This window comes from Streptomyces sp. NBC_00078 (assembly GCF_026343335.1).
Taxonomy (GTDB): domain Bacteria; phylum Actinomycetota; class Actinomycetes; order Streptomycetales; family Streptomycetaceae; genus Streptomyces.
Genome location: NZ_JAPELX010000001.1, coordinates 6,771,444 through 6,784,015, shown reverse-complemented (window position 1 = coordinate 6,784,015; position 12,572 = coordinate 6,771,444). Strand labels below are relative to the sequence as shown.

The window sequence follows — 12,572 nt, the reverse complement described above, 5'->3', positions numbered from 1 at the left end:
ACTGACAACGCCCCTTCGTGATCGGGTTGTGACCCCTGCCCTGGTCAGCATCGCGTACCGGCTGGCAGGATCCCTCGCATGTCCAAGTTGTTCCCCCGGTTCGGCCGGCGCCGGGCTCTGCAGGGCGCCGCCGCCGGCTTCGTCGCCTTCGGGCTGCTTCTGTGGTGGCTGCTGCCCCTGGGCGAGGCGGCTCCGAGCGGGACGATCACGATCAGCACGGGAACACAGGCCGGGGTGTACCAGCAGTACGCCAAGCTCCTGCGCACCGCCCTCGACCAGGACATGCCGAACCTGAAGGTGAAGCTGCAGACCAGCCACGGTTCGCAGGAGAACGTCCGGCGCGTGGCGGACGGCCGCGCCGACTTCACCATCGCCGCGGCCGACGCGGTGGAGACGTACGAACTCGCGGGCAATCCCGGCGCCGATCGGCTGCGCGGGGTCGCCCGGCTGTACGACGACTATGTGCAGCTCGTCGTGGGGCGCGACTCGGGCATCAAGTCCGTCGCGGACCTGAAGGGCAAGCGGGTGGCCATAGGGCCGCCCAGCTCAGGTGTGCGGCTGATCGCCGACCGGGTGCTCAAGGCGGCCGGTATCGATGCGACGAAGGACATCACTCCGTTCGCCGACGGCATCGACACCGGGCCGGACGGGCTGAAACAGGGCAAGATCGACGCGTTCTTCTGGTCGGGCGGGCTGCCGACGCAGGGCCTGCAGCAGCTCGCCGACCGCTTCACCTTCCGCTTCGTGCCGATCCGCCCCGACCTTGTCGCCAAGCTGCACGAGCAGGGCGGCGCAACCCGCTACTACCGCGCCACCAACATGCCGGAGTCGGCCTACCCCAGCGTCCAGAACGGGGTCGCCGTGCCGACACTGGCGGTGTCCAACCTGCTGATGACGCGCAAGGACATGGACCCCCGGCTCACCGAGTGGGTGACCCGCACGGTGATCAGGAGCCGCGACGGCATCGGCACGCGCGTGCACTCCGCGCAGCTCGTCGACCTGCGCACCGCGATCTACACCGACCCGCTGGCCCTGCACGAGGGCGCCCGGCGCTACTACCGGTCCGTCAAGCCCTAGCTGGGCAGGTCGTCGCGGCTCAGGGCAGATCGTCGAGCCCTGGAGGGGGCCGACGTCGTGCCCTGGAGGGGGCCGGCAGCCCTGGAGGGGGCGGCAGCCCTGGGTCATCGTCAAAGCCCTGGGGCGGGCCGCCGAGCCGGCCCCGGAGCTGCTCGTCAGGCCGTGGGGGTGTTCCTCGGTACTGACACGGTGACCGTCAGTCCGTGCGGCTCGTGGCGGCCGTACGAGATGGATCCGCCGCCCGCCGCGAGCAGCGTGCGCGAGATGGACAGACCGAGGCCGGAACCCTTGACGTTCTGATGGCGGCCGCTGCGCCAGAAGCGGTCGCCGACGCGGGCGAGCTCCTCGTCGGTCAGACCCGGGCCGTTGTCGGTGACCACGACGGTCGAGACGTCGCCGTCGGCCACGACCGTCACCTCGACGCACTCGTCCTCGGGCGTGAACTTGACCGCGTTGTCGATCACCGCGTCCAGGGCGCTGGAGAGAGTGACCGGGTCGGCCCAGGCCGTGGTCGGCGGGCAACTGCCCACGAGGCGCACACCCTTGGCCTCGGCGGTCGGCGTCCACGCCGCGACGCGCTCGGCGGTCAGCGCGCCGATGTCGGTGACCCGGAGGTCGGCCTCGTTGTGCTCGGCCAGGGCCAGGTCGAGCAGGTCGTCGAGGACCTCCGCGAGGCGCTTTCCCTCGGTGCGGACCGACGCGATCTCATCGTTGCCCTCCGGCAGTTCGAGTGCGAGCAGTTCGATGCGCAGCAGCAGCGCGGCAAGGGGGTTGCGTAGCTGGTGCGAGGCGTCGGCGACGAAGGCGCGCTGCTGCTCCAGGACGTCCTCGACGTTGTCCGCCATCTCGTTGAACGACCGGGCCAGGCGTCTGAGTTCCGGCGGTCCGCCCGCGGCCGCGACCCGCGACTTCAGCCGTCCGCTCGCTATCGAGTGGGTGGTGGCGTCCAGTACGCGTACAGGCCTGAGTACCCAGCCGGTCAGCCTGAGCGCGGCGCCTACGGCCAGCAGCATCGCGGCGATCTCGCCCACGCCGATGATCAGCCACCCGTGCAGGATCCGGGATCGCAGCTGTCCGGTGGGCGAGTCGGTGACGACGACCGCGACGACGTCGCCGTCCCGGATCACCGGCGAGGCGACGACGAGACGGCTGCGCTGCCAGGGCCACACCTGCTTCGGGTCATGGCTGCGGCGGCTGAGCTTCGCCTCGTTGAACGCGTCGCGCACGACGCCTGTCTCGGGCAGGAAGAAGGTCTCCGGCGCCTGGGCCATGGGAATGTCGGTGCGGCAGAACACGCCGGCACGGATTCCGTAGACGCCGTAGTAGCTGGCGAGTTCACTCTCCAGGGTTTCCTGGCGTTCGTCCGTCGACGACCGCGTGGAGCTGCAGGCGTCGGTGACGAACTGGGCGAGGGACGCGAAGCGTGCCGTGTCGTCGATCCGGTCGACGACGACCTTCTGTTGCTGAGCGGCGGCCACGCTCACGGCGAGCGGGATGCCGAGAGCGAGCAGCACGGCCGCCATCAGGACGATGAGCAGCGGAAGAAGACGTGTACGCACCCGTGCACGCTACGAGGCCGGGGCGACGAGCCGGTAGCCGACGCCTCGTACGGTCTCGATCAGGGCCGGCATGCGCAGTTTGGCGCGCAGGGACGCGACGTGCACCTCCAGGGTGCGCCCGGTCCCCTCCCAACTGGTGCGCCAGACCTCGCTGATGATCTGCTCCCGGCGGAAGACGACTCCGGGGCGCTGCGCGAGGAGGGCGAGAAGGTCGAACTCCTTGCGGGTCAGTTGGACGACCGAACCGTCCACACTGACCTGACGGGTGGGCAGCTCGATGAGCACGGATCCGAGACGCAGCCCGCTCTCGGCGCCCGCGGCGGCGTCCTCGTGGGAGGTGCGCCGGCTGACGGCGTGGATCCGGGCGAGCAGTTCTCCGGTGTCGTACGGCTTCACCACGTAGTCGTCGGCGCCGAGGTTGAGGCCGTGGATGCGGGAGCGGACGTCGGAGCGGGCGGTGACCATGATCACCGGAGTGCTGGTGCGCTTGCGGATCTTGCCGCAGACCTCGTAGCCGTCCTGGTCGGGCAGCCCCAGGTCGAGCAGTACGACGCCGAAGCCGTCACTCTCGGGAACCAGCGCCTGGAGAGCTTCCTCGCCGCTACGCGCGTGCGTGACGTCGAAACCGTGCCGTGCCAGAACCGCAGAAAGAGCGGCGGCGACATGGTTGTCGTCCTCGACGAGGAGCAGTCTCATCCGGGCCTCCTTCGGTTCATCGGCCGTACGATCAGCATGGATACAAAACCCGGGCACGCGCGCGCGTGCACCAAGGCAGTCACGCTGATGGACGACAACGGCGTCAAGCGGGTTCCGGTTGCACGCCGCTTTAGTTACCCGGCCGATACGCGACCGGGCGCCAACTGCTACGACACGTGTCCGATTGCTATCAGATCGTGATGCTCAGATTCCCCTCAGATGTAATGACGCTGGTCGTCGGGCGTCACTACTGTCCTCCGCAACCGAGGAGGACGGAGCCAGAGAGCCATGACCGAAGTATCGGTGGCCAAGGAAGACGCGGCCGCAACCGGCGAGCTGGTCGTCCTGAAGAGCGTCAACAAGCATTTCGGCGCGTTGCATGTACTCCAGGACATCGATCTGACGATCGCCCGCGGCGAGGTCGTCGTGGTCATCGGGCCCTCCGGGTCCGGCAAGTCCACCCTGTGCCGGACCATCAACCGTCTGGAGACCGTCGACTCGGGCTCGATCGCCATCGACGGCAAGCCGCTGCCCCATGAGGGCAAGGCGCTGGCCCGGCTGCGCGCCGACGTCGGGATGGTCTTCCAGTCCTTCAATCTCTTCGCGCACAAGACCGTGCTCGAGAACGTGATGCTGGGCCAGATCAAGGTCCGCAAGGCCGACAGGAAGAACGCCGAGGACAAGGCCAGGGCCCTGCTGGACCGCGTCGGCGTGGCCACTCAGGCGGACAAGTACCCCGCGCAGCTCTCCGGCGGCCAGCAGCAGCGCGTCGCCATCGCGCGGGCCCTGGCCATGGATCCCAAGGTCATGCTCTTCGACGAGCCGACGTCGGCCCTCGACCCGGAGATGATCAACGAGGTCCTCGAAGTCATGCAGCAGCTCGCCCGGGACGGCATGACCATGATCGTCGTCACCCATGAGATGGGCTTCGCACGATCGGCTGCAAACCGCGTGGTGTTCATGGCGGACGGCCGGATCGTCGAGGAGGCTGCGCCAGACCAGTTCTTCAGCAATCCGCGCAGCGACCGCGCCAAGGACTTCCTGTCGAAGATCCTTCACCACTGACGGTTCGCCCCGCCCAGCCACCGCCGGCCCGCATCGCTTCGCCGGTCCGCATCACCTCACCAGCCAAAGGATGTTCATCATGAAGCTCCGCAAGGTCACCGCCGCCTCGGCAGCCGTCCTCGCCCTTGCCGTGGCAGCCACAGCTTGTGGGTCGAGCGACAACAAGGACAGCGGCTCCTCCAGCAGCGGCGGCGGCGGCGGCAAGATCAAGATCGGTATCAAGTACGACCAGCCCGGCCTTGGTCTGAAGAAGCCGGACGGATCATTCTCCGGCTTCGACGTGGACGTGGCGACGTACGTGGCGGGCAAGCTCGGCTACAAGCCCAGCCAGATCGAATGGATCGAGACCAAGAGCGCCGACCGTGAGAACGCCCTCGCCCGCGGCGACGTGAAGTTCATCGCGGCCACGTACTCGATCACCGACGAGCGCAAGCAGAAGGTCGACTTCGCGGGTCCCTACCTGCTGGCCCACCAGGACCTGCTGGTCAAGAAGGACTCGGACATCAGCAAGGGCACGGACCTCAACGGCAAGAAGCTGTGTTCCGTGACCGGTTCCACCTCGGCGCAGAACGTCCACGACACGATCGCTCCGAAGGCCCAGCTGAAGCAGTACAGCGGCTACTCGGAGTGCATCGCAGCGCTGCAGAACGGCGCCGTCGACGCGGTGACCACCGACGACTCGATCCTCGCGGGCTTCGCCGCGCAGGACAAGTACAAGGGCCAGTTCAAGCTCGCCGGGCTCAAGCTCAGCAACGAGAACTACGGCATCGGCGTCAAGAAGGGCGACACCGCGACCGTCAACAAGATCAACGCCGCCCTGACGGCGATGGTCAGCGACAAGTCCTGGCAGAAGGCGGTCGACGCCGACTTCGGGCCGGCCGGCTACAAGAACGAGCCCGCGCCGAAGATCGGCGTGATCGTCAAGTAAGGCCGGTTCCCGGCCCAGGCCCACCGCAGGGCTCCTCGGGCGCGCCGCCGCCCGCCGCGATCACGGCGGCGGTGCGCCACGCCCTCCTCGTACGCCACCCACCCGGAAGCGCGGGAGATCGTGTTCGACTTTCTTCAAGGTTATGACGTCCTAGGGGCCTTCTGGATGACGGTGAAACTCACCGTCCTGTCCGCCGTCGGCTCCCTGGTCTGGGGCACCCTGCTGGCCGCGATGCGGGTCAGTCCGGTCCCGCTGATGCGCGGATTCGGCACGGCCTACGTCAACATCGTCCGGAACATCCCCCTGACGGTCATCATCGTCTTCTCCTCGCTCGGCCTTGCCGACATCTACGGCATGACGCTGGGCGCGGCCGACAACTTCGACGCCCAGGGCTTCCGGCTCGCGGTGCTCGGTCTCGTCGCCTACCACGCCGCCTTCGTGTGCGAGGCGCTGCGCTCCGGCATCAACACCGTGCCGATGGGTCAGGCCGAGGCGGCCCGGGCCATCGGGCTGAGCTTCAGTCAGACCCTCCGGCTCGTCGTGCTGCCGCAAGCGTTCCGTTCGGTGATCGGTCCGCTGGGCAACGTGCTGATCGCGCTGACCAAGAACACCACCGTGGCCGCCGCGATCGGCGTGGCCGAGGCCGCCTTCCTGATGAAGTCGATGATCGAGAACGAGGCCCAGACACTGGCCATCGCCGCGGTCTTCGCCTTCGGATTCGTTGTTCTGACCCTGCCCACCGGCCTCTTCTTCGGCTGGCTGAGCAAGCGACTGGCGGTGAAGCGATGACCTCCGTCCTCTACGACGCCCCCGGTCCCCGGGCCAAGCGGCGCAACCTGCTCCTCTCGGTGGTCTTCCTCGTCCTGCTCGCCCTGCTGCTGTGGTGGGTCTGGCAGAAGTCGGACGACAAGGGACAGCTGAAGTGGTCCCTGTGGGAGCCGTTCACCACGTCCGAGGCCTGGACCACGTATCTGCTGCCCGGCCTCGGCAACACTCTGAGGGCCGCCGCGCTCTCCATGGTCATCGCGCTCCCGCTGGGCGCGTTCTTCGGCATCTCGCGCATGTCCGACCATCGGTGGGTGCGGGTCCCGGCCGGCGTGGTCGTCGAGTTCTTCCGGTCCATCCCGGTGCTGCTGCTGATGCTGTTCGCCAACGAGGTCTACGCCCGCTCCGGGAACGTCAGCAGCGCGGACCGACCCCTGTACGCGGTCGTCACCGCGCTGGTGCTCTACAACGCCTCGGTCCTCGCCGAGATCGTCCGGGCCGGCATCCTGGCGCTCCCCAAGGGGCAGACGGAGGCCGCGCACGCGATCGGTCTGCGCAAGGGCCAGACGATGACCAGCATCCTGCTCCCGCAGGCGGTGACGGCCATGCTGCCGGCCATCGTCAGCCAGCTGGTGGTCATCGTGAAGGACACCGCGCTGGGCGGCGTGATGATCGGCTACACGGAGCTGCTCAACGCGCGCAGCACGTTCGCGGCCAACTACGCCGACGTCATTCAGAGCTTCATCGGAGTGGCGATCATCTACATCGTGGTCAACTTCCTCCTCACCAGCTTCGCGAGCCGGCTGGAGCGCAGGCTGCGGCGCAGCAAGAAGAGCACCGGCGTGGTCCTCGGCGAGGACACGGTGGAGGTCAATCCCGCCGCGATCGGCGGCACCTACGGGACCGGCGGTGAAGGCGGCGGCCTCCCCGGCAGCAAGACCTATACCTGATGAGCAGTCACACGGCATGAGCAGCACGGAGGCAGTGGCCTGATCGCCGCTGCCTCCGTCACTTGACGCAAACAACGACAATGGGTTGCATACGTTCTGTGATCGTGCACCCTGCTCCACCTTCCTGTTCACATCGGTCCGTCAGGACGCCGCCGCGGGCAGGGGGCGCCGCGCCGTGGACCCGGTGATCATCGTCGGAGCGGGGCCTGTCGGGCTCACGCTCGCCCTGGCGCTGGCCCGTCAGGAAGTGCCCTCGGTAGTGCTGGACGAGGGGCCAGGCAAGGACGATCCGCGCCCCGCGCGCACCGTGGTCCTGCGCGAGGACACCGCCGCCCTGTTGGAACGGCTGACCGGAGTGCCGCTCGCGCGCGAGGGGGCGCACTGGGCCGGATGGCGGTCTCTGCGGCGCAAGCAGGTGATGCGCGAGGTCACGTTCGGCGACGCCGCCGAGCCCGCGCCGCTGCACATCGCCCAGCACGTCCTGACCGGCGCCCTGCGCACCGCCCTGGCCGCCGAACGGCTCGTCGACCTCGCCGTGGACAGCCGCCTCGACAGCGTCGAGCAGGAGCCCTCGGGGGTCACGGCGCACACCCGCGGCCCGCGGGGCACCTGGTGGCGCGGCAGTTACCTGGTCGGCTGCGACGGCCCGCGCTCCACCGTGCGCAAACTCCAGGACATCCGCTTCCCGGGCCGTACGGCGGTGGAGCGACACGCCGTGGCCGCACTGCGCACGGAACTTCCGTGGACGGACGAAGCGTTGCTCCATCGGATGCCGCCGTGGCGGACGTCCACGCCCTCGGCCGGTGAAGTGACCGCCCGCCCCCTTCCGGACGGCGTGTGGCGCCTGGACTGGCTGCTGCCGCCGGGAAAGGACCTGGTCACCCCCGAGCTGCTGCTGGCGCGCGTCCGGGAGACGCTCGCCGGCTGGAAGGGCGGCTCGGCACCGGCGTACGAACTCCTCGATACCGGAGTCCACACCGTCCACCACCGGCTTGCCCGCCGGTGGCGCGTCGGCCGGGTCTTTCTCGCCGGGGACGCCGCGCACCTGCTCGGTGCGCTGGGCACGCAGGGACTGGACGAGGGGCTCAGGGACGCCGACAACCTGGCCTGGAAGCTGGCGCTCGCCTGGCACCACGGACCGCACGAGGCGCTGCTCGACAGCTACCAGGCGGAGCGGCGCGGGATCGTCGCCGGCCGGCTGCGCGCCGCCGACCAGGTGCTGCCGCTACTGCGCGGCGGCGGAGGGCTGCGCGCGTACGTGCCCGGCTCGACCCGTGGCCACGACGCCCTGCTCGCGGACGGTCATCTGGGGCGCGGGGCGCTCGGTGCCCCGGGGGCGTACGACGGCTCGCCGCTCGCGCCCCGGCACCTCGAAGCGGAGGTCCCCGTGGCTACGGCGCCCGGTGCGGCGATCACCGATGTACGGGTCACCGCCGAGGACGGTTCCTTCGTACGGCTCCGCGACCGGCTCGGGCGCGGTGCACTGCTGGTGGTGCTGATCGCGCCGGGCACCGGGGTGTGGGAACGCAAGCACTGGGTGACGGCCGGGATCATGCCCCGCCTGGCGGCCGCGGTGTCCGCGCTGCCGTACCCCGCCGAGTTGCTGGTCGCCGAGAGTTATCCCGGCGCGGCCGCCCACACCGTGTTGCTGGTCCGGCCCGACGGCCATCTGGTCTCGGCGCTGGGCGGTGTGCGGCCGGCCGATCTCTACGCGGCGGCGGAGGCGACGCTGGGAGGCCCCGCGAAAACCGAGGCCACGGTCGGCTCGGCCATGAAGTGACCCCACTCACCGTCACCCTGGGGTCCACATAGTGACGGTGAGTTGACCGCTCTGCCCCGCCAATGGTGTACTCCGGATCGTGACCGACACCCTTGTGCGCCTGTGGCGGAGGGTCCATATGGACCTCGTCCGCTACGCGGGCTGCGTGTGTCGCCCGTCCTGCTGAATTCGCATCCCTCTCCTCCTGCGCGCCCCACTGCTGGCGCGCGCTCCCACGCGAATGCCCTTCAGGACGGTGTCACGTGTCTGTCTCTCCCTCTCCGGTTCCCTCTGCCTCCGCACCTGCCTCCGCGCCCTCACAGGCTCCGACACAGGCGGACCTCCTCGACTTCGTTCGGCGTATGGCCGCCGATCGCGAGCTGATCGCCTCGCTCCCTCTCGACCCCGAGGGCCGCACCTGGGTGCGTCTGGACGGGCCCGGCGGCAGCGAGGCCTGGCTGATCGGCTGGCCGCCCGGCACCGGCACCGGCTGGCACGACCACGCCGATTCCGTCGGCGCCTTCCTGACGGCGGCCGGTGAGCTCAAGGAGAACTCGCTCACCGCCCGGCTGCCTGCCGACGGCTGGAGGACTCTCGAACTCAGCGACGGCGTGGACCGGGAGCGGCGGCTCGCGGCCGGCCAGGGCCGCGCCTTCGGCCGTCATCACGTCCACGAGGTGCTCAACGAGTCCACCGAGCGGCACGCGGTCTCCGTCCACGCCTACTACCCGCCGCTGCCACAGATCCGCCGCTACAGCCGGGTGGGCCCCGTCCTGCGTCTGGAGCAGGTCGAGCGCCCGGAGGACTGGCAGTGAGCGGCGGCGGTTCGGCCCACGGGCAAGCGAGCGGCGAGAGGCGACAGCCCGTCGGCATCGACGAGCTGCTGGAGCGGGTGCGCGAGGGCTACGAGCGGATCGAGCCGAAAGAGGCGTACGACGCCGCCCGGGCGGGCGAGGCCCTACTGGTGGACATCCGTTACGCCGCGCTTCGCACGCAGGACGGCGTGATTCCGGGTGCCCTCGTCGTCGAGCGCAACGAACTCGAGTGGCGCCTCGACCCGCAGGGCAGTCATCGCCTGCCCGAGGCCACGAGTCACGACGTGCGGATCGTGGTGATCTGCAACGAGGGGTACGCGTCGAGCCTCGCTGCGGCGTCTCTGCACCAGTTGGGGCTGACGCGGGCAACCGATCTGGTCGGCGGCTTCCAGGCGTGGAGGGCGGCAGGGCTGCCGGTGACGTCGTAGGCGGTTCGTCGCGGTCGTTCGTCGTGGACGCCGGTGCTCAGTGGCGTCCACCATGGCTTGGTGGCGGACCAGGGCGGCAGCGCCGGGCCCCTGATGGTCGCGCTTCACTGAGTACGGCACGGCACGCATTCGTGTGGTCACCGTCTTGACAGCCCCTGGCCCGCTCAGAACCCTCGTCTTCAGAACCCCTCGTCCCCCAGGAACTCCGTGTCCTCGCCCTCTTCCTCCAGCGCCTGCCGGACCACCCGCAGGGCCATGCCCTCGGGGTAGCCCTTGCGGGCGAGCATGCCCGCAAGGCGGCGCAGCCGCTTGTCGCGGTCGAGGCCGCGCGTGGAACGCAGCTTGCGCGCGACTAGTTCGCGCGCGGTCGTCTCTTCCTGCTCGGAGTCGAGCTGCGAGACGGCCGCGTCGATCAGTGTGGAGTCGACGCCCTTGGTGCGCAGCTCCTGGGCCAGCGCCCGCCGGGCCAGTCCTCGGCCGTGGTGGCGGGACTCCACCCAGGCGTCCGCGAACGCGCTGTCGTTGATCAGCCCGACCTCCTCGAACCGCGACAGCACCTCGTCCGCCACGTCGTCGGGAATCTCGCGCTTGCGCAGGGCGTCGGCGAGCTGCTTGCGCGTCCGCGGGGTCCCGGTGAGCAGGCGCAGACAGATCGCCCGTGCCCGCTCGACCGGGTCCCCTGAGGACTCCTCCTGCTCGGCCCTCGACGAGGAGGAGGAGCCCCCGTCCTCACCGGACGACTCGCCGCGACGTCGCTGCCGACGCCCTCGGGAACCGCCCGCACCACGGGCCCCCGCACCGCCGTGGGACCCACTGCCGCGACGGCGCGAGCCGCCGCCGTATGCGTCGGAGCCGAACGCAGAGCGGTCGTCGTCCGGCCGCTCCCCGCCGCTCTGTTCATCGTCGTGCGACGCGTCGGAGTACGACGCGTCGGAGCTGTACGACTCGATGCGGCCCCGGCCCCCGTCCGTGCCGTGCGCCGGGTCGTACGAGTACGCCTCGTCGCCCGGCCCGTCGTAATCCCCGTCGCCTCCCCGCCTTCGCTCACGCGGAGCATCCAAGTGGACGTACTCGGCCCAGTCGGTTCGCCGTGTCACGTCAGCTCTTTGCAGCCGGTGCCTTGGTCTTGGCGGCCTTGGCCGCCGGTGCGGGCACCGTCTTCGCGGCGTCGTCCGCGGTGGCGGAGACGGCGGCGGCGTCCGCCCCCGGTTCGGCGGTGGGCTGTTCGGGCCGCACGCCGACGCCCAGCTTCTCCTTGATCTTCTTCTCGATCTCGTTGGCCAGGTCGGGGTTGTCCTTCAGGAAGTTGCGCGCGTTCTCCTTGCCCTGGCCGAGCTGGTCGCCCTCGTACGTGTACCAGGCGCCGGCCTTGCGGACGAAGCCGTTCTCCACGCCCATGTCGATCAGACCGCCCTCGCGGCTGATGCCATGCCCGTAGAGGATGTCGAACTCGGCCTGCTTGAAGGGCGGCGCGACCTTGTTCTTGACGACCTTGACGCGGGTGCGGTTGCCCACCGCGTCCGTGCCGTCCTTCAGGGTCTCGATGCGGCGGATGTCGAGGCGCACCGAGGCGTAGAACTTCAGCGCCCGGCCACCGGTCGTGGTCTCCGGGGAGCCGAACATCACGCCGATCTTCTCGCGGAGCTGGTTGATGAAGATCGCGGTCGTCTTGGACTGGTTGAGCGCGCTGGTGATCTTCCGGAGCGCCTGGCTCATCAGACGGGCCTGCAGACCGACATGGCTGTCGCCCATCTCGCCCTCGATCTCCGCACGCGGGACGAGCGCGGCGACGGAGTCGATGACGATCAGGTCGAGGGCGCCGGAGCGGACCAGCATGTCCACGATTTCCAGGGCCTGCTCGCCGTTGTCCGGCTGGGACAGGATCAGGTTGTCGATGTCGACGCCGAGCTTCTTCGCGTACTCGGGGTCGAGGGCGTGCTCCGCGTCGATGAAGGCGACCTGGCCGCCGGCCTTCTGCGCGTTCGCCACCGCGTGCAGGGTCAGGGTCGTCTTACCGGAGGACTCCGGTCCGTACACCTCCACCACACGGCCGCGCGGGATGCCACCGACGCCGAGCGCGACGTCGAGTGCGGTCGACCCGGTGGGGATGACCTCGATGGGTTCGTTCGGCCGCTCGCCCATGCGCATGACCGCGCCCTTGCCGAATTGCCGTTCAATCTGTGCGAGCGCGGCGTCGAGCGCCTTCTCGCGGTCGGTTCCTGCCATGGGTTCCACCCGGTTTGCTTGAGTCGATCGCTTCACGTCAAAGACGCTAACGCCTGCCACTGACAATGCGCCCCGACGCCCGTCCAGCCTGTGGATAACTCGGGCACTTCTCCGTCAAAACCATGTCGAATTGCCCGCAGAGAGCCTCGCCGGAACTTCCATAAGAATGGATGTTCGATTTTTGTGTCAAGCGCACCACGCGACACCTCCGAGACTGTGGCCGCGCCGAGTTGGGGCCCCGGCCCCAGGCGAGGTCGGGGTACTTCTCCTGGCGTATGACGGGTGTCTTCTGCCGGACGATGAC

13 protein-coding genes are annotated in these 12,572 nt (G+C 69.4%); 9 read left to right on the top strand and 4 right to left on the bottom strand.

Annotated features, from left to right (window positions below):
- The first annotated feature begins 78 nt into the window (after nt 1-78).
- Nucleotides 79-1,077, top strand: a complete 999-nt coding sequence (locus OOK07_RS31890; protein ID WP_266799873.1) for a TAXI family TRAP transporter solute-binding subunit — start codon at nt 79-81, stop codon at nt 1,075-1,077.
- Between the two features lie 155 nt (nt 1,078-1,232).
- Here OOK07_RS31890 and OOK07_RS31885 read toward each other — a convergent pair whose 3' ends face one another.
- Together OOK07_RS31885 and OOK07_RS31880 are read right to left on the bottom strand one after the other, a co-directional pair.
- Nucleotides 1,233-2,636 carry a HAMP domain-containing sensor histidine kinase gene (locus tag OOK07_RS31885; protein ID WP_266799871.1) on the bottom strand — a complete coding sequence of 468 codons (1,404 nt, stop codon included), beginning with the start codon at nt 2,634-2,636 and terminating at the stop codon, nt 1,233-1,235.
- A gap of 9 nt (nt 2,637-2,645) precedes the next feature.
- Nucleotides 2,646-3,332 carry a response regulator transcription factor gene (locus OOK07_RS31880; protein WP_266685232.1) on the bottom strand — a complete coding sequence of 229 codons (687 nt, stop codon included), beginning with the start codon at nt 3,330-3,332 and terminating at the stop codon, nt 2,646-2,648.
- Nucleotides 3,333-3,620: 288 nt separating this feature from the next.
- Between OOK07_RS31880 and OOK07_RS31875 the strand changes: the two genes are divergently transcribed.
- The 8 genes from OOK07_RS31875 (at nt 3,621) to OOK07_RS31845 (ending at nt 10,042) form a co-directional block, all read left to right on the top strand.
- Nucleotides 3,621-4,397 (top strand): amino acid ABC transporter ATP-binding protein, encoded by a 777-nt coding sequence (locus tag OOK07_RS31875; protein WP_266799869.1) that lies wholly within the window; start codon nt 3,621-3,623, stop codon nt 4,395-4,397.
- Between the two features lie 79 nt (nt 4,398-4,476).
- On the top strand, nt 4,477-5,325 hold the full coding sequence (locus OOK07_RS31870) for a glutamate ABC transporter substrate-binding protein (RefSeq protein WP_266799867.1): 849 nt from the start codon (nt 4,477-4,479) through the stop codon (nt 5,323-5,325).
- Between the two features lie 120 nt (nt 5,326-5,445).
- Complete coding sequence (locus OOK07_RS31865) at nt 5,446-6,114, top strand: amino acid ABC transporter permease (protein WP_266799866.1); 669 nt, start codon at nt 5,446-5,448, stop codon at nt 6,112-6,114.
- Entirely contained in the window at nt 6,111-7,040 is a 930-nt protein-coding gene (locus OOK07_RS31860; RefSeq protein ID WP_266799865.1) for an amino acid ABC transporter permease, read from the top strand. The genes OOK07_RS31865 and OOK07_RS31860 overlap by 4 nt, the downstream gene beginning before the upstream one ends.
- Nucleotides 7,041-7,215: 175 nt before the next feature.
- Nucleotides 7,216-8,820: an FAD-dependent monooxygenase gene (locus OOK07_RS31855; protein ID WP_266799863.1), complete on the top strand. Its 1,605-nt coding sequence runs from the start codon at nt 7,216-7,218 to the stop codon at nt 8,818-8,820.
- 118 nt (nt 8,821-8,938) lie between these two features.
- Nucleotides 8,939-8,986 carry a hypothetical protein gene (locus tag OOK07_RS43515; RefSeq protein ID WP_309506048.1) on the top strand — a complete coding sequence of 16 codons (48 nt, stop codon included), beginning with the start codon at nt 8,939-8,941 and terminating at the stop codon, nt 8,984-8,986.
- 76 nt (nt 8,987-9,062) lie between these two features.
- A complete protein-coding gene (locus tag OOK07_RS31850; protein WP_266799861.1) occupies nt 9,063-9,614 on the top strand; it encodes a cupin domain-containing protein in 552 nt (183 codons plus the stop codon).
- The gene (locus tag OOK07_RS31845; protein WP_266685221.1) at nt 9,611-10,042 is read left to right on the top strand and encodes a rhodanese-like domain-containing protein; all 432 of its coding nucleotides are present in this window, start codon (nt 9,611-9,613) and stop codon (nt 10,040-10,042) included. Before OOK07_RS31850 ends, OOK07_RS31845 begins: the two co-directional genes overlap by 4 nt.
- A 179-nt stretch (nt 10,043-10,221) precedes the next feature.
- Here OOK07_RS31845 and recX read toward each other — a convergent pair whose 3' ends face one another.
- Entirely contained in the window at nt 10,222-11,139 is a 918-nt protein-coding gene (gene recX, locus OOK07_RS31840; protein WP_266799860.1) for a recombination regulator RecX, read from the bottom strand.
- A 1-nt stretch (nt 11,140) separates the two neighbouring features.
- Nucleotides 11,141-12,268, bottom strand: a complete 1,128-nt coding sequence (recA, locus tag OOK07_RS31835) for a recombinase RecA (RefSeq protein WP_266685219.1) — start codon at nt 12,266-12,268, stop codon at nt 11,141-11,143.
- Between the last annotated feature and the right edge of the window lie 304 nt (nt 12,269-12,572).